Consider the following 22,481-nt stretch of genomic DNA (forward strand, 5'->3'; position numbering starts at 1 on the left):
CACTTTGACAACCTTTATTTATTGGTACTGCACATGATGTAGGTTCGCAAATATCCCTTCAAGAGCGAGTAACTCTTCTTCAGTTCCTTCTTCGGTTATACCATCTTCAGTTACAACCATGATTTTATCGGCATTTTTAATCGTGGCAAATCTATGGGCTATAACAAGTGTCGTTCTGTCTTTAGATAACTCAGTTAAGGCCGACTGGATGAGTTTTTCAGTTTCGGTATCAAGTGCTGAAGTGGCTTCATCTAAGATTAAAATCGGTGGATTTTTCAAAAACATTCTCGCAATGGCTAAACGTTGCTTTTGTCCCCCAGAAAGTTTCAACCCTCTCTCGCCAACTTGTGTCTCGAAACCATCAGGTAACGTATCAATCCATTGCGTTAGGTGGGCTTTACTTGCTGCTAATATGATTTCCTCTTCCGTTGCATCCAACTTGCCATAAGCAATATTCTCTTTAATAGTGCCTGTAAACAAAAAGACATCTTGTTGAACGATACCAATTTGATTTCTTAAAGAGTTTTTCGTCATATCTTGAATGTTGATACCATCAATCGTGATGGCTCCTTTATCAACATCATAAAATCTAGGTATTAATGAACAAATCGTAGACTTCCCAGCGCCTGAAGGACCAACAAAGGCAACCGTTTGTCCAGATTGAATATAAAAATTCAACTCTTGTAAAACTTTTTGAGTATCATTGTACCCGAATGTGACATCGTTAAAGGTAATATTCCCTTGTAATGAATCAACTTCTATTGCATCAGGCTTATCATTTATATCTGGTTCTTGATCAATCATTTCGGTGAAACGCTTGAACCCTGCCATTCCTTTTGGATAGAGCTCCATTAACGCACTAATTTTATCAATCGGCTTTAATAAAAGATTAGCATACAATACAAAAGCGACCAACTCTCCTGGTGCTAACTGATTATTGAAAGCTAACCAAGCACCAAAAACTAAAACAGACAGAATTAACACTCTCGTGAGGAAATAGACGCCAGATAATGTGATCCCCATGACTTTATAGCCACGAAGTTTAGCCGAACGAAACCTTCTATTATCCTTTGTAAATCTTTCAATTTCAAAAGCTTCATTCGTAAAAGACTGAACAACACGGGCACCAGAAACACTATCTTCAACCCTACCATTCACTTCGGCAATTTCTGTATACATTCTTCTCCAAGCTTTATTCATAGAAATATTACAATATGCAATGAGCCATACAAGGAACGGTACAATAAATATTGCTACTAGCGCAAGCTTCACATTAATTGTTAACATGATCCAAAAAGCGCCGACAAAAGTCATCGCTGCAATAAAAAGGTCTTCTGGTCCATGGTGGGCTAACTCACCAATATCCATTAAGTCGTTGGTTGTCCGGCTCATAATATGACCGGTTTTCGTATTATCAAAGAAACGAAAAGATTGCTTCTGCACATGTGTAAATAGTTGCTGTCTCATATCTGTTTCAATATTAATACCAAGTTTATGTCCCCAGTAGTTAACAACAAACTGTAGCCCAGTACTCGTAAAATAAAGAGCAAACAAACCCGCACTAACCGCAACAATCATCGACCAATTGTTGGTTGGTAGTAATTCATCTACAAACCAACTAACAGCTAATGGAAAAGCTAATTCTAGTAGAGCAACGATAATTGCACAACTAAAATCAATAATAAATAGTCTTTTATGAGGTAAATAATAAGTCAAAAATCTTCTAAACATGCTATTCTCCTAACTTTCAAAATATATCTTGGATTATATGCTTCGAAGATAAAAGTTACAATACCTTTTTCCTTTATTTACATTCCTGTTCGCTCATTACAATCACTTTTCCTGTTGAATCGTATATTGAAACTGGTAAACATCCTGTTGCTAACAATTCCCCTATAAGATAATCACTTACTGCCTGTATACTAGCTCTCGATTGACTAAATGTAGAAATAAATCCTTGTACAAATTCCCATTGTTCATAGTGATAAGGAGTTGTAGTCGAAATCACTATTATTGGCTTCTTTTCTTTTTGTAGGTTGTTATTCAATAACGCGTCTTTTTTATGATGTAAAATATAAATGAGTCGTTCTGCCTCTTCTTCTGTTGTAACGGTGATTCCCGCATTAACTAACATTTCTGTTAACAGTTTGTTCGATTGATGATTACTGCCATCATCTATGAATGCTACCCTCTCATTTTTTTGAATCGGGAGCGTTTCATCGCGTTTTATAATTGTAATCCCTTTTTCAGCCGCTTCTTTTTCTACCTTAAGATGTTCTTTAGATCGTATGACATCAATCGTGTTATGCTCTTTAAATAACTGTGCTTTCAATTTTAGAATCCTTAGCACAGATAAATCAATTCTTTCCTCACTAATAACCTCTGTTTTGACGGCATTTATTAGTGCCCGCTTAACAGTTAATGCTTCCGTTGGCATTAATAATATATCTGCACCAGCATTAACAGCTGAAATAGCGGCATCAGCTGCTGTAAAAGTGCTCGCTACCGCTTGCATATTTAGGGCATCTGTTATAACTACTCCATTAAACCCAAGACTTTGCCGCAGAAGATTCGTTGTTATAGCGTGAGATAGTGATGCTGGATATATTGACTTCTCAATAGCTGGAAAAGCAATATGAGCAGTCATAATGGATTGAATACCATTATCTATTAAAAATCGATAAGGTATGAGCTCATTTTTCTTTAATTGCTCGATAGATTTAGACACAGTGGGTAACCCTTTATGAGAATCAACCGTTACATCACCATGACCCGGGAAATGCTTTGCTACAGCAAATATTCCTGCTTCATGGAGCCCCTCCATAAAAGCTGCACTCATTTTTGCAACTAAGTATGGATTTTCCCCAAAAGAGCGGACACCTACGATCGGATTTAAAGGATTACTATTCATATCAACCACAGGTGCGAAGTTCATATTAAACCCTAGTGAATCCAACTCCTGTCCTAATACTGAGGCGACACGCTTGGTAAGTCCAAGATCACTACTAGCTCCTAATGCCATATTTCCTGGCATTTCTGTTAAGAAAGGGAGTCTATTCACAATTTCCCCACCTTCTTGATCTACACCTATTAAGAAAGGAATTCCACGATTGCGATGCTGTAATTCCATTGTAAATCGCTTTGTTTGTTCCATCGATTGAATATTTTCCTTAAAAAAAATGATCCCACCAGGTTGGATTTGGTCTATTACCCGAATAATTGAATCATTTACACCTATTTGTCCGCTCCCGACTGTTTGATTAAAATCTATCATCAACATTTGCCCTATTTTTTCCTCTAAACTCATTTCATGGAGTTGCTGTGGTACGTTCGCTTTTTCTATAGTTAAAGCTTGAACCCCCAATGCATTTTGCAATAGAAACATAAAACAAATACAAATTATGACACGTCTCATCCTGCATTCACATCTTTTCATTAATTAATAGAAAAGAGGTGCTATGCGCACCTCCTATCTATTATGTGTTTCTGGACGTTATTTTATGTTTTGCTTTCATAAACAATTGAAAAAACACTTCTGCAATGACAAGTCCCACCGCAATCGCACCTGATATCATAAATGCCTTTGCTGCCAATTGGATGGCCATATTATAATCATTTAACACAAAATGTCTCATTGCATCATAGGAAATACCACCTGGAACCAATGGAATTATACCAGCAACACTAAAGATAATTATTGGCGTGCGATAGATTTTTGCGAAAATATGACTAATTGCTGAAATGAACACTGCAGAAATTAACGAAGCGGGGATCGCATCATAATGATTGTTCACAAGAATTATATAGATGATCCAGCCAATCATACCAACAAACCCACAACGCAATAATGATTTTCTTGGCGCATTAAAAATGACACCGAACGATGCTGCCGCAATAAAACTTGTAAACAAATGTGTAATAACCATTGTCATGTATTTCGCACCTCACTTTCATTTAACTCATTGTTGCAAAGACAACGGCCACCCCAGCACCTATAGCAAATGCCGTTAAAAACGCTTCTGCGCCCTTGGATAACCCTGAAACAAGATGCCCCGCCATCAAATCTCTCACAGCATTAGTAATCAGTAATCCAGGTACGAGTGGCATGACCGAGCCAATAATGATTTTATCCAGTTGTTCGCCTATTCCGATTTTGACAAAAAGCATCGAGATCACACCAATAATTAGAGAAGCAAGAAATTCAGAAAAGAAGCGAATTTGCACTACTCTCTGCAAAAAAATAAAAGAAAGGAAACCAACACCACCAGTAATAAAGGCAGGAAAAAAATCATGCCACTGGCCTAAAAACATAATCATAAAACAAGCACTAGCAATAGCCGCTGCAAGTACCTGTTGATAAATTGGAAATGTATAATTTGCCTTTTCAATTTCCATTAACTTTTCAAATGCTTCTTGTCTTGTCAGTTCGCCATTACTTACTTTTCTCGATACACCATTTACTAATGTCACCTTATATAGATCTGTAGAACGTTCTGAGATTCTGATTAATTTCGCTGGGTTGGTGTCATCAGTCGAAAAAACAATTCCTGTAGGAGTAACATAACTATGTGAATTAGGAATACCTAATGCTTCCGCTATTCTCGTCATTGTGTCTTCCACTCGATATGTCTCTGCTCCGGATTGCAGCATAATTTTACCCGCTAATAAACAAAGCTCAATTACTTCAAACACATGTTCATTATTTTTACTCAAAGAAATATCCCTCCATGTCGTCAAAACCTTATTCTGAAGGTCCACAATTACGCTTATCCATCGTATACGAATTCGTTAAAATAAGGAAGTATTGAGCAGAAATACAGAATTATTTTAATAATCCCTTCTAAAAGCAATATAGAGGGACAGCCTTCATTTCTCATAGAATATGTATTTATGTCATCATATATAACAGAATACCATTAACATCCTATTCTGTAACTTACGATATAAAAAAAGGGCTTTAAAAACGGAGACTACTTTCGTCATCCTGTTTAAAAGAACCCTGTCACCATCTATTCTTTTCAAATATCAATTAAATCTCTTTCCATTATTTTGCCCCATAAATCTCGCATTGAGCTGTCCTTGTATCATTTTCTTTCTTGTTTCGCGATCTTCTTTCACCTTTTCTTTTTTATATTCCATGCGAATTTCATCTGTTCTCACACCTTCTTCTCGTTTATTTGCAATATCTATTAACCTTTCTACATCAGAAAAAGAATATTTGCGATTACCACGATCAGACCTTGAAGGAAATATCAATTTCCGTTCTTCATAGTATCTAATTTGTCTTTCGCTTAATCCAGTAAGTTCACTAACAGCGCCAATTGAAATGACTTTTCTTTCCTTATATGACCATTCATTTTCCATCTGCAGACCACCCTATTTTTAAGGTTTTATTTCTATTATACAGAATTGTTAAAAAATTTCACTAGTTATGTTAAAAAAAATAACATAAAATAAACCATGTTAGATTATCTAACAATTCAGATGATTTTTTGTAACAAACGTTTTAGAATGACATCATCATCAATTTAAAGGAGCAGATAAAAATGCAATATTTACGTAAAGCGGTAGAAAAGAAACGAAATTATTTGATTAAGTTATTACAAGAATACGGTTTGCACGATCAGAAACTTCAAAGCTTAACACTCTCTGAACTTGAGGGATTATCAAAAAAACATTTATCAATTAAATAATCAAAATTAATTGGGGGATTTAACAAATGGAAAATGAAGAAGCAGTTCAATTAGCGAAAAAAATTATTGAACTCGACTTATTAAGAGACGAGATATGGGAGTATTATGCGGCTCTTACAGGAGATGATGCTCATAAACTTCTTCGCCTTGTACAAAACAGTTAAAATCGGGCTATTTTGTTAAATTCTCTAACTAATTATGTAGAGATTATGGAACATACATATTAATTATTTTATTCCTATTTACGTAACCATTTATATATAAAGAAACGAACTCAATTTCTAGTAATAGTCTTCGATTGAGCTCGTTTCTTTTTTTATTTATCCAGCCATTCTGTTTATATACAACCATGTTGTACGAAAAATATGATAAAATGAATATTAAAGTCATCTCAGATTTTCCTCATACTGATTAATATATTCCCACTATTAGGAGGGTTATAATTGCCAATTTGGTTAACTATTGCCTTAAGTATTTTAGTAGGATTAATTATCATTGAAGAAGTTATACATTATGTAGTTCATCGTTCACTTTTTTATCAAACCCGTGAAAATGATGAAAACACAACTCGAATCAAGAGATGGTCTCATTTCAAAGAGAAATTAATAAAATTCAGGGCGCAAAAAAACAGGAGTTGAGTAACTTGTTTGCAATTACAAAAGAGGCCACACAGGCACTCTTAGAATGGAGCGGTCAAGACAACGTAATGATTCGCTTTCGAATTACGACCCCTTGTTGTAACCAACGAAAATATGATCTTACACTAACCGATACAATCACAACACAAGACGCTATCTATACACATGATTCAGTGCAAGTCATATACCACCCTACAGATTTACCTTATCTACGGGATACAATGATTGATTATAACGATGGTGGATTCTTTATACGCCATCCACATCCTCTCGTACAACCATTCTAAAATTGTTCAAGAAGGAGCTCTTGAACAATTTTTTTAGATTATAAACTATTCAGTAGCTCAGGATAATCATTATGCACAGAATTCACCAATTCTGAGACTTTAACCATTTGCATTTCTTCACTTTGAAAAGGTTTGCATAATGATTTCAGCTGTTGTTTATCTTTGCTATACATCCACTTATCACCTTCATTACCTGTTAACATGACCGGCATACGATGATGAACAGACGACATGATCTCATTTGCGGTTGTGGTTAAAATACAACATGATGTAAAAAGTTCGTCCCCTTGTCTATATTCGCTCCAGATTCCCGCCATCGCAAACGGCTTATTTTCAAGCAATGTAAAATGAAAAGGCTGGCTTTTACCACCTTCTATTTTCTTCCATTCATAAAAGCCATCAGCTAAGACTAAACAGCGCCTTGTATGGAAAGAGTGCTTAAAGCTAGGTTTCTCATCCACTGTTTCTGCACGTGCATTAATTAATGAAGTGCTATTACGTTTTGCTTTTGCCCACGGTGGTATGAAACCCCATGTCATTTTCCTCCCAATTTTCTCTCCTTGCTCCTCTACTATAGTTAAAATTTTTTGCCCCGGTGCAATATTATACCTGGGTAAATCCGCTTCATCATGATAATAAAACTCAAATGTTTTTTGTAGAATGAACACTTCTTCAGATAAGGTAAATCGACCACACATGATGACAACCCTTTTCTTATTAAAAGCATATACCACTCATATTCAAAACCGTAAAAATATAGCTGCCTGAGCAATCCAAAGAAATCTATTTTCTACCCTAATAACCTTTTTTCATGACCTTAATTACGTGAGTAGTAACGCTCATAGTTACTTTTTAATTCCAATAAAATAAAAAGAAGGGCAACAAGCCCTCCTTTCATTAATAACGATCTGCATCATGCCCCATCTGTTCAGCATGTCCGGGTGCGTCATCGCCATCTTTATCACCAAGTGGACGACCTTTATGCATCCCTTCCTCTTTCCGAGCATTCGCTAAACCTTCCCTTAGCCTCTTGCCATATTCATCATCCGCTGATTCAGCTAATGTAATCATTTTATCTTGTAACACCTTAGCACATGTGGAAAGATCATTCACTAAGTTTGATATCAATTCATCTTTTTCCCAGTCCTCAAATTCACGGAAGGTATGTCCAGCCTGTTTTGTATTATCATTACGATCAATCGATTCTCGAACGAGCTCACCACTGATTTTTGGTGTATGCTCTTTACCGGATTGCTCTGATTCTTTTAAACCACCTAAACTAGAAGGTTCATAGTTAACATGCGGATTTTGACCAGGTGCTTTATCGACATAATAAGACATCTGTCCTCCACGCTGATTTGTCGCTTGATTTGTTTTCGGCTTATTAATAGGTAATTGCAAGTAGTTAGGTCCAACACGATACCTTTGCGTATCTGAATAAGAAAATGTCCGACCTTGCAACATTTTATCATCAGAAAAATCAAGACCATCAACGAGTACCCCTGTTCCGAAGGCAACTTGTTCGACCTCATTAAAATAATCTTCAGGATTCTTATTTAACACCATCTTACCAATATGAAGCCATGGAAATTGATCCTCCGGCCATAATTTTGTATCATCCAAGGGGTCAAAATCTAATTCTGGATGCGCATCATCACTCATGATTTGAACGAAAAAATCCCATTCAGGATAATTCTCTTTTTCAATTTCGTCATATAAGTCTTGTGTAGCATGATTAAAATTCTTTGCTTGAATCTGTTCTGCTTCCTCTTGTGTTAAATTTTTAATCCCTTGCTTCGGTTCCCAATGATACTTTACAAGTACCGCTTCCCCTTCTTCGTTAACCCATTTATATGTATTCACACCCGAGCCTTGCATTTGGCGATAGTTTGCCGGTATTCCCCAAGGTGAATAAAGAAATGTGACCATATGGAAACTTTCAGGTGAATTAGCACAAAAATCAAAAAACCTCTCTGCATCCTGAATATTGGTTAATGGGTCTGGTTTAAATGCATGCACCATGTCAGGAAACTTCATCGCATCCCGAATAAAAAATACTTTTAAATTATTACCTACTAAGTCCCAATTCCCATCTTCTGTATAAAATTTTGTTGCAAACCCTCTCGGATCTCGAAGTGTTTCCGGTGAGTGACCACCATGGATAACAGATGAAAAACGAACAAACACGGGTGTCTTCTTTCCTTTTTCTTGGAAAAGTTTTGCCCTTGTATATTTAGATACTGGTTCGTCACCTGCCATGCCTGTCGCTTCAAAATAACCATGAGCGCCAGCACCTCTTGCATGCACGACCCTTTCTGGAATACGCTCACGGTCGAAGTGACTAATTTTTTCAATAAAATCATAATTTTCTAGTGTCGCTGGTCCTCTGTTACTTACTGTTCGTATGTTTTGATTATTAGTAACCGGATGTCCTTGGCGGTTAGTCAAGGTTTCTTCTTGTTCGAATTTTTCATTTTCACCATTATGATCATTATTCATAGAAAAAAGCCTCCTTTTACATATCTTTCCTTGAGTAATATGTGCAAGTTAGACATTTTCTATGTATAAATTTATGGACGAACAACAAACAACTCTCCTTTATAAGCAAAAGAAATACGGCCAGACTCTTCTGATACAACTAAGATAACCGCATCTGTAAGTTCCGATAAACCAAGGGCCGCCCGATGTCGTGTACCTAGAACGCGCCCATCTACTTCCATATTGGTTAAAGGAAGAATATTTCCAGCTGAAATGATTATATCACCACGAATTAATGTTCCTCCATCATGTACAGGACCACCTGGATAAAAAATCGTTTCTATTAAAGCTTGACTCACCCTTGCATCGATTTGAATGCCATTATGGATAAAAGGCGTAACATCCACTTCGCGCTCGATAATGATTAAGCCACCGTGAGCTTTGTTCGATAGTGTTTGCCCCGCTAATGATATGCTAGAAAAATGGTTTGTAAACGGTGATAAATAATGCTGCAAGTAATAAGTCGCAGTTAGATTATGGGCATCAGACACGATTTGTTGGAGCTGTTCAAACTCGGTTAAAATGCAACAATCAACGCCAATATTAATATTTGATAAGTGAGAAAGCTGAGCCTCGATATCCTTTATATATTGTTCAAGTGTGCTCTGGTAGTCTTCTAAACCATATTGCATTTTTTTCTCCTTTCGCGGGGATATTTTTTCTCTATATCATATTTTAATTTATCAGTCGTTAATTATGTTCTTTTTCTGTTGTTAGTTTTAGGTAAAAAAAAGAGCCAATCGGCTCTTTTTCGTACTCCATTTTTCAAGCAATAGGTAGCTTGGTTGCGTTAATCAAAGCTTGGATCTGTTCATAATTATCAGCTTCCATTAGCTCTATAATTTTTGATCCGACAATGACACCATCACAATACTGAAGAATTTCTTCTACATGTTCTGGTGTGGAGATTCCAAATCCAGCTAAGACGGGTAGTGGACTTATACTTTTTATTTTCTCTAAATGACTTGAGAGCAGAGAAGCAAATTGTGCTCTCGTACCAGTAATGCCATTTACGGTAACAGCGTAGACGAAACCTTTACCTCGCTTGGTTATTTCCTCAATTCTTTCGATTGGACTTTGTAATGTCACTAAACGAATCAATTCGATCTTAACTTCTTCTAAGTAAGAAGTGATAATCTCTTCTTCTTCAATAGGTAAATCAGGAATGATTAATCCATCGATACCGGATGTTTGAATATCTCTCGAGAACCGCTCCAGCCCATAAGATAATAATGGGTTCATATACGTCATAAAGATCAATGGAATATGGATAATTGGTCGTATTTCTCTAATACAATCAACAATTTCTTTTAATGTTACACCCGTATTTAAAGCTCTAATACCAGCCTCTTGAATAACGGGACCATCAGCTACTGGATCAGAAAATGGGATACCTATCTCAATGGCAGTTGCTCCTGCTTCTTGTAAAAACACTAACTTTTCTTTCAAAGATGGTAAGCCACCGTCCCCAGCCATTACATAAGGTACAAATGCTTTTTTTCCTTCTTTTTTCATTGTTTGGAACACTTTTTCGATGCGGTTCATGCTTTTACTCCCCCTATTTTCGATCTAACAGCCTCCATATCCTTATCTCCTCTACCCGAAAGACAAACAACGATATGTTCTGTTGGCTCCATTTCTTTTGCAAGTTTTATCGCATAACTAATTGCATGGGCACTTTCTAATGCCGGAATAATTCCTTCAGTTTTCGAGAGCACCTGTAACGCTTCCAGTGCTTCATCATCGGTAATGGCATCATATTTCACTCGTTCAATATCATGTAAATAGCAATGTTCAGGCCCGATCCCTGGATAATCTAGACCTGCTGATATTGAATGGGCTTCTTGAATTTGACCATCTTGATTTTGGAGGAGATACATATAGGCTCCGTGAAGAATACCAGGTTTGCCTTTCGCTAATGATGCTGCATGCTTTTCACTATGAAGTCCTAAGCCAGCAGCCTCTACGCCATAAAGTTTTACTTCACGATCTTCTAAAAACGGATAAAACATCCCAATTGCATTACTCCCTCCGCCGATACATGCCACTATCGCTTCTGGAAGTTTAGCTTCTTTTTCGATAAATTGTTTTTTCGTTTCCTGGCCAATCACACTTTGAAAATCTCTAACAATTTTAGGGAAGGGATGTGGTCCCATAGCAGAGCCCAGTATATAATGCGTATCTTCTACATTTGACACCCAATATCTTAATGCTTCATTAACTGCATCTTTTAAAGTTGCACTTCCAGACTTTACACTGATGACCTTTGCACCGAGTATTTCCATCCGAAATACATTCAATTGCTGACGCAATATATCTTCTTCTCCCATAAAAATCACACATTCTAAATTAAGAAGCGCACAAGCCGTCGCAGTTGCTACACCATGCTGACCAGCCCCTGTTTCTGCAACAACCTTTGATTTTCCCATTCTTTTAGTCAATAATGCTTGCCCAAGAGAGTTATTTATTTTATGGGCACCAGTATGATTTAAATCTTCGCGCTTGAGATAGATTTTTCCACCCCCAGCGTATTTTGTCAAATTTTTCGCGTAATAGAGTGGTGTTTCTCTTCCAACATAATCTCTTAATAAATTATTTAGCTCATTTTGAAATGCAGGATCGACTTTTGCTTTTTCATATTCTTTTTCTAATTCTAGGATGGCCTGCATAAGAGTTTCTGGTACATATCTTCCTCCATACGTGCCAAAATGTCCTTTTTCATCTGGTAGGGTAGTTGTTGTCATTTTTATTCCTCCTCTTAATTTGTTGCTTCTATAAATCTTCTAATTTTACTCGGACTTTTTTTTCCATCTATTTCAACACCTGAACTTACATCAACCATAAAGGGAGCACATTGTGAAATGGCGACTTTAACATTTTCTGCTGTTAAACCGCCAGCGAGGATCAATTTCGGGTGTTTTCTTTGCATTTCTTGCAGCAATGTCCAATCAAAGCTCGTTCCATTACCGCCATGGTATTTACCTCTTGGACTATCAACAAGAATGTAATCATCATCGTATTCATAGATAAGGTCGATATCTTTTTCGCTTTTCATTTGTATCGCTTTAATTACCTCAAAACCTTGGGATTTGATTTCTGTGCAATAGGTTTTCGATTCATCACCGTGTAATTGCACATGTGTTAAGCCTACTTCTTTTGCTATAAGAAGAAGCGATTCTATTGGCTCATCAACAAAGACTCCGACCTTCCATACATTTATAGGCAAACCTTTAATAATCTTTTTCGCCTTCTCGGTAGAAATTCTACGTTTACTTACAGCAAAAACAAATCCGAGGGCATCAGCCCCATAGACTATTGCTTGCTGTGCAATTTCCTCACTAACAATTCCACAAATTTTCACTTTCATTTCGATCCACCAGCCAAATTTTGCGTCTTTTTCATTTGTCTCATCAATAATTCTAAGTTTTCAGATTTCATCAATGCTTCCCCGACTAAAATACCGTCTGCTCCAGCATTAATTACTCTTGCTACATCTTCCCCTGTTTTTAAACCACTCTCACTAATTAAGAACGCTCCTGATTCTTTTATAAGTGGAGCGAGTGATTCCGTTACCTGCAAATCCACACCAAATGTATGAAGATCACGATTATTCACACCAATGATTTCAGCTCCTAATTCTATTGCCCTTTCTGCTTCAGCTTTATTGTGTACTTCGACCAAAACCTCAAGACCCTCATTGATTGCAAAATGAAAGAGTTGTTTTAACTGATCTTTCGTTAATGCTGCAACAATCAATAAAATAACTGTTGCCCCATGATTTTTGGCATAAACGATTTGCCTTTCATCGATAATAAAGTCTTTACATAATAAAGGTAGCGATACCGCATCAAAAACAGTTGTTAAATCTGTAAAATTTCCTTTAAAAAATGGGGTATCGGTCAGAACAGACATCGCATCAGCACCAAAGCGCTCATATAAACAGGCTTGCTCGTCAGGTTGTAATAGATTATTTATGATTCCTTTAGAAGGAGATGCTCGTTTAAATTCAGCGATAATCACAGGTTTATTTTTTTCTAATTGTTTTAATAAAGAGCGTGTAGTTCCGTTCCTTCGACTATTTCCGGAATAGGCTAAATTTGATAAAGTTCGTCTTTTTTCTGAAATGATACGATCTAAGATTGTCATGAGTCTATATCACCTTTTCTGTAGATTGAACACTTAATGTTTTTAGTTGCTCTAACTTTTCCATTGCTGCGCCTGAATCAATGATTTCTAAAGCAAGTTGCACGCCTTCCTTAATTGATTCAGTTCTTCCACCAACAAAAATACCTATCCCAGCATTAAGCGCAACGGTTTCTCGATACGCCCCTTTTTCTCCTTCTAAGACCCGAAGTAAAATTGCTGCATTTTCTTTTGCATAACCACCACGAATTTTTTCATTCGCATACACATGTAAACCCACTTCTTCAGGATGAAGCATAGTGGTTTGAATGTTTCCGTCTTTTAAAATAGCTAAATAGTTTTCACCTTGTAAAGAAGCTTCGTCCATATACCCTGCTCCATTGATAACGACCGCTCTTTTTCGCCCTAGCTTTTGAAGGACTTCAGCAAACATTTCAACAGCATCTCTTTTATAAATGCCTAATAATTGATTTTCTAAATTCATTGGATTAATTAGCGGACCTAATAGATTGAATGTTGTCGGAATTCTTAAATCTTGTCTTACTTTCATAATCCTCTTGATTTGCGGATGAACATTAGGTGCAAATAAAAATGCGATGCCAATCTTTTCTAATATTCCTTCAATTTGTCGTGGTGATAAATCAAGACGAATCCCTAAATGTTCCAAGACATCTGCACTGCCCGTTTTACTTGATACGCTCCTATTTCCATGCTTCGCTACAGGAATACCGCTTGCAGCTATAACAAAAGCAGAAGTAGTACTAATATTAAAGCTTTTTGAACCATCTCCTCCAGTACCACAATTATCCATTAAATGAGGAATAGATGTATCAAAGGTTAACGCATGAGCTCTTAATGCTTTTACAAATGTTGCGATTTCATTAACCGTCTCTCCTTTTGCTTTTAAGCTAACAAGAAAGGCAGCAATTTCACTATCCGTAATATCTGGCGAAAACAGATATTGTACAGCTTCTATCATTTCTTCTTCTGTTAATGAAATGCTATTGGTTAATTGCAGCAGAATTTCTTTCATCATTCTCTCTCCTTTTAGTGTTTTCAATAAAATGTCTCAACATCTTTTGGCCTTGTAATGTACCAATCGATTCAGGGTGAAATTGAAATCCATATAAATCAAATGCTTCATGCTTAATAGCCATTATTTCGCCGTCCTCTAGTGAACGTGCTGAAATGTTGAAGTACCCTGGAAGGCTACCTGATTTGATGACTAATGAGTGATACCTCATCACTACCAGCGGTTGACTCATATATTGAAATACCCCCCCACCTGTATGCATCATGTTTGAGGTTTTTCCATGCATAATTTTCTTCGCTTCAGTGATTTCACCTCCGAATGCATATCCAATTGCTTGATGACCTAAACAAACACCTAAAATGGGATATTCTTGATGTAATTGTTGAATTAATTCCACACATATACCTGCATTCTCTGGGCGCCCAGGGCCAGGTGACAAAATGATATGAGTCGGATCTAATAAACGAATTTCTTCGACAGTTATTTGGTTATTTCGTTTCACTACGACCGTTTGCCCTAGTTCTCCTAAATATTGATACAAGTTATAAGTAAATGAATCATAATTATCAATTAATAAAATCATTTGTTTGCCTCCAGAAATGCCTTTAATTTATGAATCGTTTCTTCATATTCTTTTTTAGGAATCGAATCATAAACAATTCCTGCACCAGCCTGAATATATGCGTTCCCATCCTTTGCTACCATCGTTCGAATAGCAAGAGCAAAATCCATATTACCGTTTGTGGATAAATAACCAATGGCTCCGGAATAGATACCTCTTTTTGTTTCCTCTAATTCATTGATAATTTCCATCGCTCTTATTTTTGGTGCACCTGATACTGTACCAGCTGGCAGGCAAGAAATAAGTGCATCAATATTTGTACATTCATTCTTTAACTGCCCCTCTACTTCAGAAACAAGATGCATCACATGTTTATATTTTTCAATATTCATATATTTCCGAATGCTAATCGTCCCAAATTCACATACTCTACCTAAATCATTTCTCCCAAGATCAAGAAGCATTCGATGCTCTGCCACCTCTTTTTCATCTTGCTTGAGCTCTTTTGCTAACAAATCATCTTCTAAATTGTTTCTCCCTCTAGGCCTTGTGCCGGCAATTGGATTGGTCATTACTTTGTGCTGATTCACCTTTACTAAACTCTCTGGCGAAGCCCCCGCTACTTTGTAATCACCAAAGTCCAAGTAATACATATATGGAGAAGGGTTATCAATTCTGAGTTTTCTATAAAAATCAAAAGGATCTCCACTTATTTCTGCTTGTAACCGCTGGGATAATACTACTTGAAAAATATCTCCCGCCTTTATATATTCTTTTGCTTTTTCTACTTTTGAGATAAATGCATCTTCGCTCATTAGTGGTCTATATTGACTGATTCGCGCTTTTTCACCCGTTTTTTGCTCCATAGAAAATAGCTCTGCCTTACGCTTACTTAATTTTTCTTCTAGTTGCCTTTTATTTGATACGATTGGTACTCCTACTAAAAATAATTTTTGCTTTAGATGGTCAAAAACAATCACTTCTTCAAAGAACATGAAATGTACTTCGGGAATTTGCAAATCATCCTGTATTTCAATTCCTATTTCTTCATATTGTCTAATAACATCATAACCAGCAAACCCCACGGCACCACCGATAAACGGGAATTGTTGAGAATTGTGAATGCCAATTTTTTTCATTTGCTCTTTGACTACTTCTAACGGTTTATTTTTTACTTCTTCTCTTTCATTTTCTGAGAGTATAATCGTAGATCTTGCACTTCCTTGCACTTCTAAAACGGGATTGCAGCCGATAAAAGAAAATCTACCAGCGTCTTCATGTTTTAAAGAGCTTTCAAACAAAAATTTCTTTTTACCTGAAAGCTTTTGATAAATGGCAATTGGTGTTAATAAATCACCATCATTGACTTCTAAAATAACCAGGGTTTCTAAAGTCTGATTCATGTTCTCACTTCTCCTTATCAATAATAAATCGAATTTAAACGCAAAAAATCCCCTATACCATAAACGCTCAATAGCTTTAGGTATAGAGGACGTATCTATATAGATGCGTGGTGCCACCTCAAGTTCAGAATGTCCATGGGGACATTCTCTTTTTCAAGTACAGATGTCAAAATCGATACTCTATCCTTTTAACGGCGGAATCCCGTGCCCCTTACTTACATTTTTCAGGGTACCTCTCACAAGTCCATTCCATTTATCGATCACACCGGATTCCCACCAACACCAGCTCTCTTATGTGATTAACGATAAATATACTACTCTTGATCAACGATTTGTTTTATGAAATTAAACGAAAAAGGGCCTCTCTCCTTATTAAAAAGGACGAGAGACCCGTGGTGCCACCTTTATTAGCTGTAAATTACAACTCACTTAACAAATACGAATAACAAATTCGTATTTATCTCTTTTAACGATGAGACATTCGCCAGAGCCTACTAGTTATAAAAGGTTCGGTCTGGAAGCTCGGAAGTCCATTCACTTATATCACCCACTGATTCCCACCAACCATCAGCTCTCTAAAATGAGCATATATAAGATACTACTCTTCGTCATTGCTTACGTCTTATTTGTTACATATGATATGCCTGATTCTTTTAATTGTCAATAGGTTTTCGTTTAATTTTTAATCTTTTTTCTAATATTTCTGTCCACTCTTGCGATAACCCAGATACATTCAACAATTTTTCCATTGCTACAATATCTTTTAGTTTATGTAGTATAATATCAGTCGCATCCCATACAGACAGTTCCGATTGCTTTCTTTCGACTAATTGAATTTCTGACTGAAGGTTAATCGTTCCCTCTTTTAACACACGGAAAAAATAACCTGTATGATTCGTCTGAAAAACCTTTTTTAATAATTGATCTTCACCATTAAATTTTGAGATGGTTGAACAAGGAACTCTCCCTTGTGTCACTTCAACAATCGTTTCACCAATTGCAAACACATCACCAATATATATTTCCTTCTCAGTCATATTTGTTGTACTAATATTTTCACCAAAAGAAGGAAGCATAAAAGTACGGCTAAATGCCTTTTGCCATTTTTCATAATGTTCGTACGGATAAAGACATAATGCTCTGTCAATCCCACCATGAAAATCTGTATTAGCTACTCCGTCGCCTTCAATCGCATCTTTTTTTAAAAAGAGTTCTTTTACAGGTGTTTTACCGATAGCAGATGTTTCATGCTTTTCTTTCCATTGATAATCTCTAGGTTTACCTTTACTTAAAGATACAATTCTCAATTTCCTGCCCCCTTTATCTACCTTTCATTTTAGCTTTTATTACTAATTTTTACTAGTTAGGAAAAAACAAAATTGTAGCCATACTTTCTGTTCATTTCGTTTATATTAATAAATAGTGTTTGTGAGGGTAAAAACAATTGAAAGTGAGTTAACCATGGACCATATTGAACAAGCCATACAAAAAAAGACGAGTAAAAATAAAAAACAAAATAAAAAGAATAACCAAAAATGGGCTATTTTATCTATTTCTTCCATTCCACTTGTCATGACCCTTGGAAATTCTATGCTCATACCTGTCTTACCAGTTATGGAAAAAAAACTATCAATTAATTCTTTCCAAGTAAGTATGATTATCACAATATATTCCATTGTCGCCATCTTTCTCATCCCGATTGCCGGTTATCTTTCTGACCATATTGGAAGAAAAAAAGTCATTATCCCTAGTCTGTTGATTGCAGGAATTGGTGGAATTGTTTCTGGTTGGGCTGCATGGAAGTTGGAAAATCCCTATACGGTCATCTTGATTGGAAGAGCCCTTCAAGGGGTAGGAGCTGCCGGAGCTCAACCAATAGTCATGCCATTAGTTGGTGATATGTTTAAAAATGATGATGATGTAAGTAGTTCGTTAGGTTTAATCGAGACCTCCAATACTTTCGGAAAAGTATTAAGTCCCATTTTAGGAGCTTTGCTTGCCGGAGTAATTTGGTTTTTACCTTTCTTTTCAATTCCTGTTTTTTGTTTATGTTCGATTATCTTAATGCTTTTTCTCGTAAAAACACCCAATAAGCGAGAAGAACCTATTCCTTTTAAGGAGTTTTTTCAGCATATAAAAGACATATTTACACAAAAAGGAAAATGGTTATATGCCATTTTTCTTATTGGTGCAATCCTCATGCTTGTTCTATTCGGGATATTATTTTATTTATCCGATTTATTAGAGAAAAGCTATCATATAAAAAATATAAAAAAAGGTCTGCTCCTGGCATTACCTTTATGTTCACTCTGTGCATCTTCCTATATTACAGGAAAGTTAATTAAGCAAAACAAAATATTGATGAAGTGGATGATATTTGTCAGTTGTTTAGGAGCAATGATCTCTGTAGCATTACTAAGCTTAAATGACCAGCTCTGGTTTATGATTATGCTGTTTCTGTTATGCGGAATTGGTATCGGAGCGGCGTTGCCCTGTTTGGATGCAATGATTACTGAAGGCATTGAAAAAGAGCAAAGAGGGACGATATCTTCTATTTATAGCTCTATGCGTTTTATTGGTGTCGCAGCAGGACCACCTATTACGGCATTATTGTTAAAGCATGCAGAAAATTGGATGTTCTATATCTTTAGTCTTATTTTACTGATAGCTGCATTAGCAACCTTCTTAGCAATTAAGCCGAAATCATAAGGAACACAGAAGATAAACCCGTGACAACTGAACACTCATATGATATGATTTTATTATATATTTCGTATAAAAATGACCACAAGTGTTGCAGCACCTGTGGCCATCTGCAATAGGTTCGTCCTAAAAGGGGACGGCCAAATAAGTTTGACGTAGACCTCACCCTAAAAGTTTAAAGGCTCAAGGGGGGTCTATTTTTTATGATTAAAAGCTAAGACCGCCATAATCAGTGTTGTAAATGAAATCATCAACATTAGAGATTCAAATACTGTCAAAAGGCCTCACCCCCTTTCTACGGGGTTAGCCGACCACCCTTGTGAACACTATCGCTCTTCCATTATAACATATTTTCACAAAAATATAAGAACGCATGTTCTGTTTTTGAAAATTGAGCCTATCCACCTATTCTACATTAGGTTTTCTTTTGATGGTTCCTAGCAACAGTGCAGCAAAAAGACTACCTACCGCAATGGCCAACAAAAAGGAAAGAGAAGAACCGAACACAAAAGGTGTAACTAATACTCCTCCATGAGGAATCGCAATCCCTGTATGTGTTGCCATCGACAACGCACCCGCAGTTGCAGAACCAAGGAGAATTGGTGGTATATACGCCTTCTTATTCCGCTCGACAAAAGGGATCGCTCCTTCAGTCATAAACAAAAACCCTTTTACATAATTTGTACGATAATATAAACGTTCATTTTTAGAGAACTTCCAATAAAAAATACTCGTCGCAAAAGCAATGGCAAGTGGGGGAACCATTCCACCAACCATAATAGCAGCTAATGGTTCGTATACACCATTTAACATAAATCCAATACCAACCAAATAAGTCATTTTATTAATAGGACCACCTAGGTCAATGGCCATTAATAGTCCGAACATCGCACCAATCAAGATAGACAAAGGTGTCGTCATCGTTTGGAATAATGTTGTAATGGATTGTGTTAACCAGGTTAATGGTTGTAATAATACAAACATCGCCAATAAAGTCATCAAAATGCCGATGACAGGATAAATGATAATGTTCGACATCGCTGTGATAGAGGATGGTAAATAATTCGTCCATTTCTTTAAACGATTAATAATGAACCCACCGATTAAACCTGCACATATCCCACCAATCAAGCCTGAACCATTCATTGCAGCGAATAAACCACCAATTGCTCCTGGCGCAAATCCTGGGCGATCACTAATGCTTTTACCAATATAGCCAGCAAATATAGGCATTAATAAAACAATAATTGTTTGATCACCGAAAAAAGAGAGAATCTCCCAAAATTGATGACGGAAATCTGAACTAAAAATCGTTAATGACAATAAAAATCCAGCTGCAATGGCAAGGGGGAGCATATTAGATAACCCATTCATCACATGTTGATAAAGCTCTCTTGACCAAGTTTTACTATTTTTATTTACATGATTATGGTCATATATGTCACAATCTTGTGAAACAGCTTTTTCTAATAACTGAAAAGGTTTACTCATACCATCTGCAACAGAGGCTTGCACCATATGTTTGCCACTAAATCGCTCCAACTCTACTTTTGTATCGGCTGCAATAATAATGGCAGTTGCTTTTTCTATTTCAGCTTTTGTAATATGTTGCTTAACCCCAGCAGCGCCATTTGTTTCGACTTTTAGAGGAATATGCAAAGTGGCGGCAGCTGACTCTAAGGAATGAGCCGCCATATAAGTATGAGCAATCCCTGTTGGACAACCTGTAACTGCTAAAATAAATGGAGTCTCTTCATTCGTTTCATAAGTTTCATTTCTAGTATCATCTTTATCCAATTCACTAATAATCGAGAGTAAATCACTCTTTGACTCTGCCGTCATTAGTTTGAAATGAGTTTCTTTGTTCATTAAAATGGTTGATAACTTAGCTAATATATCCAAATGAAGCTCATCGGCGTTTTCCGGAACAGCAATAAGGAAGATAAGATGGGCTTTTTCACCATCTAAAGAGTTAAACTCTATCCCTCCATGACTCCTTGCTAAAGCAATACCAACTTGTGTGACTGCCCTAGATTTCGCATGGGGAATCGCAACGCCGTTGCCTATACCTGTAGTACTTTGCGCTTCTCGTTTAAGCACATCAGCAAGGAAAAGCCCTTTTTCCTTTATACCACCATCATTGTATAGCGTATCGACTAACGCAGTAATCGCTTCTACTTTTGTCACTTCCTCAAGTGAGAGAAGAATTGATTCTTCACTTAATAAATCAGTAATATTCAATACCTCTCTCCTTTCCACTAACAAAAAGTCTTTTTATCTTTCAATCATACAAAAAATAATAAGAAAATCAATCATTTTTTCTAGCAAATGATAATTGCTGAAATTGTTCATGTATGCTAGAATCAAAATAACAATATATAGTTAAATTCAACTTCACTAATCACTATATATTGTATTTTGCAAGATTATCCTCATCCATAGTCTCATTTTCCGTTTCTTGATAAGAAACGGCTTTTTTCTATTTATCTTTTTCCTATTGACTATATCATCACCCAACGATTGGAAATAAAATGATACTTCCAGTATATCTAAAGTTCCTGTATAACTATAGATGTTTACGTATGCATTTCTTACTATTTTTATGACTATTCTGTGACCATTGTATCATTAATTAAAGAAATCATTATTTTTAAAATAGGTAAATAAAATAACTCCATATAGTCCGGTTACATGTTACAATATGAAAAATGCAATATATTACTATTGTTTTGATTCAATTATAACGAAGTGATTAAAATTTAGAGGAGTATGGATCATGGCAAAGCCATCTAGTGAAACAGTCATCTTTTATATTGCAGGAAGTATTTTCACTGTATTATCAATTGGTGGAATTACTTTTTTATTAACAGAATGTTATCAATCACAAACCCTCAATGGTGCAGAGCTATGGATTATTATGCTCGTTAGTTTTGCAGTAACCGCTTTATGTGATTTTGAGTTAGAACTTGAAAAACAAAGTGACACATAAATAATTCACTAACAGGCAGAGGTAATCGTTTTGATTACTGGAATTGCTTTTCTTGTTTGCAAATGGAACATAACAAAAACTTTTTCACTTGTTGCTATGATTTTTTGATCTCTAGTTGCCATTTGTTGAGAAATGACAAAACTCGTATGACCAACTCTCTTTAATGTTGTCGTAATCTCTAACAGTTCTCCCACTAATGCCTCTTTTATATACTCACTTTCCACTTTCTTTACAACGCAACCGATATGTCTTGATTGTAAATATTGATTCGTTAGACCAAGCGCTAAAAACCAGTCATCAATACCACATTCGAAGTAGTTGAAATATTTCAAATAGTTCATATGACCAAGTTCATCTATATCACTCTCACGAACAACAATACTTGTTTTAATTTTTTTCAATTTAAGCCAGTCCTCCTTTTTGTATGCTATTTCCTCTGAACAATATTGATAAAAATGGTGAAAGAAAAGTACTATCCATTCCTTTCACCAA

At 36.2% G+C, this 22,481-nt stretch carries 25 protein-coding genes and 2 other annotated features; of the genes, 6 read left to right on the plus strand and 19 right to left on the minus strand.

Features of this window, described 5'->3' with window-relative positions:
* Positions 1–18: 18 nt before the first annotated feature.
* The 5 genes from MHI57_RS04800 to MHI57_RS04820 all read right to left on the minus strand — a co-directional run bounded on the left by MHI57_RS04800 (position 19) and on the right by MHI57_RS04820 (position 5,364).
* Positions 19–1,731 (minus strand): ABC transporter ATP-binding protein, encoded by a 1,713-nt coding sequence (locus tag MHI57_RS04800; RefSeq protein WP_322909483.1) that lies wholly within the window; start codon positions 1,729–1,731, stop codon positions 19–21.
* 73 nt (positions 1,732–1,804) lie between these two features.
* Positions 1,805–3,415 (minus strand): glycoside hydrolase family 3 protein, encoded by a 1,611-nt coding sequence (locus MHI57_RS04805; protein ID WP_180316960.1) that lies wholly within the window; start codon positions 3,413–3,415, stop codon positions 1,805–1,807.
* 61 nt (positions 3,416–3,476) lie between these two features.
* Positions 3,477–3,926: a threonine/serine exporter family protein gene (locus MHI57_RS04810; protein WP_095373663.1), complete on the minus strand. Its 450-nt coding sequence runs from the start codon at positions 3,924–3,926 to the stop codon at positions 3,477–3,479.
* 28 nt (positions 3,927–3,954) lie between these two features.
* The gene (locus tag MHI57_RS04815) at positions 3,955–4,713 is read right to left on the minus strand and encodes a threonine/serine exporter family protein (RefSeq protein ID WP_322909485.1); all 759 of its coding nucleotides are present in this window, start codon (positions 4,711–4,713) and stop codon (positions 3,955–3,957) included.
* Positions 4,714–5,025: 312 nt separating this feature from the next.
* Positions 5,026–5,364 carry a MerR family transcriptional regulator gene (locus MHI57_RS04820; protein WP_095372996.1) on the minus strand — a complete coding sequence of 113 codons (339 nt, stop codon included), beginning with the start codon at positions 5,362–5,364 and terminating at the stop codon, positions 5,026–5,028.
* Positions 5,365–5,546: 182 nt separating this feature from the next.
* On the opposite strand from MHI57_RS04820, the gene MHI57_RS04825 reads away from it, so the two are divergent.
* From MHI57_RS04825 to MHI57_RS04840, 4 genes are all read left to right on the plus strand, one after another.
* Positions 5,547–5,693: a Fur-regulated basic protein FbpA gene (locus MHI57_RS04825; protein ID WP_224938446.1), complete on the plus strand. Its 147-nt coding sequence runs from the start codon at positions 5,547–5,549 to the stop codon at positions 5,691–5,693.
* A 26-nt stretch (positions 5,694–5,719) separates the two neighbouring features.
* Positions 5,720–5,857 (plus strand): hypothetical protein, encoded by a 138-nt coding sequence (locus MHI57_RS04830; protein WP_180316959.1) that lies wholly within the window; start codon positions 5,720–5,722, stop codon positions 5,855–5,857.
* Positions 5,858–6,136: 279 nt separating this feature from the next.
* Positions 6,137–6,331 (plus strand): hypothetical protein, encoded by a 195-nt coding sequence (locus MHI57_RS04835; RefSeq protein WP_157733958.1) that lies wholly within the window; start codon positions 6,137–6,139, stop codon positions 6,329–6,331.
* 5 nt (positions 6,332–6,336) lie between these two features.
* A complete protein-coding gene (locus MHI57_RS04840; protein WP_157733957.1) occupies positions 6,337–6,618 on the plus strand; it encodes an iron-sulfur cluster biosynthesis family protein in 282 nt (93 codons plus the stop codon).
* A gap of 38 nt (positions 6,619–6,656) precedes the next feature.
* Here MHI57_RS04840 and MHI57_RS04845 read toward each other — a convergent pair whose 3' ends face one another.
* The 11 genes from MHI57_RS04845 to MHI57_RS04895 all read right to left on the minus strand — a co-directional run bounded on the left by MHI57_RS04845 (position 6,657) and on the right by MHI57_RS04895 (position 17,604).
* Positions 6,657–7,316, minus strand: a complete 660-nt coding sequence (locus tag MHI57_RS04845; RefSeq protein WP_307313419.1) for an SOS response-associated peptidase — start codon at positions 7,314–7,316, stop codon at positions 6,657–6,659.
* Positions 7,317–7,515: 199 nt separating this feature from the next.
* Positions 7,516–9,117: a catalase gene (locus tag MHI57_RS04850; protein WP_307313416.1), complete on the minus strand. Its 1,602-nt coding sequence runs from the start codon at positions 9,115–9,117 to the stop codon at positions 7,516–7,518.
* A 71-nt stretch (positions 9,118–9,188) separates the two neighbouring features.
* A complete protein-coding gene (cdaS, locus tag MHI57_RS04855; RefSeq protein ID WP_340975265.1) occupies positions 9,189–9,788 on the minus strand; it encodes a sporulation-specific diadenylate cyclase CdaS in 600 nt (199 codons plus the stop codon).
* Positions 9,789–9,921: 133 nt separating this feature from the next.
* Positions 9,922–10,701: a tryptophan synthase subunit alpha gene (gene trpA / locus MHI57_RS04860; RefSeq protein WP_340975266.1), complete on the minus strand. Its 780-nt coding sequence runs from the start codon at positions 10,699–10,701 to the stop codon at positions 9,922–9,924.
* Positions 10,698–11,900 carry a tryptophan synthase subunit beta gene (gene trpB, locus MHI57_RS04865; RefSeq protein ID WP_340975267.1) on the minus strand — a complete coding sequence of 401 codons (1,203 nt, stop codon included), beginning with the start codon at positions 11,898–11,900 and terminating at the stop codon, positions 10,698–10,700. Before trpB ends, trpA begins: the two co-directional genes overlap by 4 nt.
* A 14-nt stretch (positions 11,901–11,914) precedes the next feature.
* A complete protein-coding gene (locus MHI57_RS04870; RefSeq protein ID WP_224938454.1) occupies positions 11,915–12,523 on the minus strand; it encodes a phosphoribosylanthranilate isomerase in 609 nt (202 codons plus the stop codon).
* The gene (gene trpC, locus MHI57_RS04875; RefSeq protein WP_095372987.1) at positions 12,520–13,302 is read right to left on the minus strand and encodes an indole-3-glycerol phosphate synthase TrpC; all 783 of its coding nucleotides are present in this window, start codon (positions 13,300–13,302) and stop codon (positions 12,520–12,522) included. The genes MHI57_RS04870 and trpC overlap by 4 nt, the downstream gene beginning before the upstream one ends.
* Positions 13,303–13,306: 4 nt before the next feature.
* Positions 13,307–14,332 (minus strand): anthranilate phosphoribosyltransferase, encoded by a 1,026-nt coding sequence (gene trpD / locus MHI57_RS04880; protein WP_095372986.1) that lies wholly within the window; start codon positions 14,330–14,332, stop codon positions 13,307–13,309.
* Positions 14,301–14,915, minus strand: a complete 615-nt coding sequence (locus MHI57_RS04885) for an anthranilate synthase component II (protein ID WP_095372985.1) — start codon at positions 14,913–14,915, stop codon at positions 14,301–14,303. The genes trpD and MHI57_RS04885 overlap by 32 nt, the downstream gene beginning before the upstream one ends.
* Entirely contained in the window at positions 14,912–16,297 is a 1,386-nt protein-coding gene (trpE, locus tag MHI57_RS04890) for an anthranilate synthase component I (RefSeq protein WP_307313405.1), read from the minus strand. The genes MHI57_RS04885 and trpE overlap by 4 nt, the downstream gene beginning before the upstream one ends.
* A gap of 82 nt (positions 16,298–16,379) precedes the next feature.
* Positions 16,380–16,634: a binding site (T-box leader), on the minus strand.
* 37 nt (positions 16,635–16,671) lie between these two features.
* Positions 16,672–16,918: a binding site (T-box leader), on the minus strand.
* A gap of 32 nt (positions 16,919–16,950) precedes the next feature.
* Positions 16,951–17,604: an MOSC domain-containing protein gene (locus tag MHI57_RS04895; RefSeq protein ID WP_340975268.1), complete on the minus strand. Its 654-nt coding sequence runs from the start codon at positions 17,602–17,604 to the stop codon at positions 16,951–16,953.
* A 154-nt stretch (positions 17,605–17,758) separates the two neighbouring features.
* Between MHI57_RS04895 and MHI57_RS04900 the strand changes: the two genes are divergently transcribed.
* Positions 17,759–19,006, plus strand: a complete 1,248-nt coding sequence (locus tag MHI57_RS04900; RefSeq protein WP_095372983.1) for an MFS transporter — start codon at positions 17,759–17,761, stop codon at positions 19,004–19,006.
* Positions 19,007–19,194: 188 nt separating this feature from the next.
* Here the strand turns inward: MHI57_RS04900 and MHI57_RS25030 are convergent, their stop codons facing one another.
* A complete protein-coding gene (locus MHI57_RS25030) occupies positions 19,195–19,278 on the minus strand; it encodes a putative holin-like toxin (RefSeq protein WP_224938507.1) in 84 nt (27 codons plus the stop codon).
* A gap of 127 nt (positions 19,279–19,405) precedes the next feature.
* Positions 19,406–21,241 carry a PTS fructose transporter subunit IIABC gene (locus tag MHI57_RS04905; protein WP_307313400.1) on the minus strand — a complete coding sequence of 612 codons (1,836 nt, stop codon included), beginning with the start codon at positions 21,239–21,241 and terminating at the stop codon, positions 19,406–19,408.
* A gap of 535 nt (positions 21,242–21,776) precedes the next feature.
* Between MHI57_RS04905 and MHI57_RS04910 the strand changes: the two genes are divergently transcribed.
* Positions 21,777–21,989, plus strand: coding sequence for a hypothetical protein (locus MHI57_RS04910; RefSeq protein ID WP_095372981.1), 213 nt, complete (start codon positions 21,777–21,779; stop codon positions 21,987–21,989).
* A gap of 8 nt (positions 21,990–21,997) precedes the next feature.
* Here the strand turns inward: MHI57_RS04910 and MHI57_RS04915 are convergent, their stop codons facing one another.
* Positions 21,998–22,390, minus strand: a complete 393-nt coding sequence (locus MHI57_RS04915; protein WP_224938462.1) for an acyl-CoA thioesterase — start codon at positions 22,388–22,390, stop codon at positions 21,998–22,000.
* Between the last annotated feature and the right edge of the window lie 91 nt (positions 22,391–22,481).

It is taken from the genome of Cytobacillus sp. FSL K6-0129, from assembly GCF_038007625.1.
In the GTDB taxonomy this organism is placed as follows: domain Bacteria; phylum Bacillota; class Bacilli; order Bacillales; family Cytobacillaceae; genus Cytobacillus; species Cytobacillus kochii.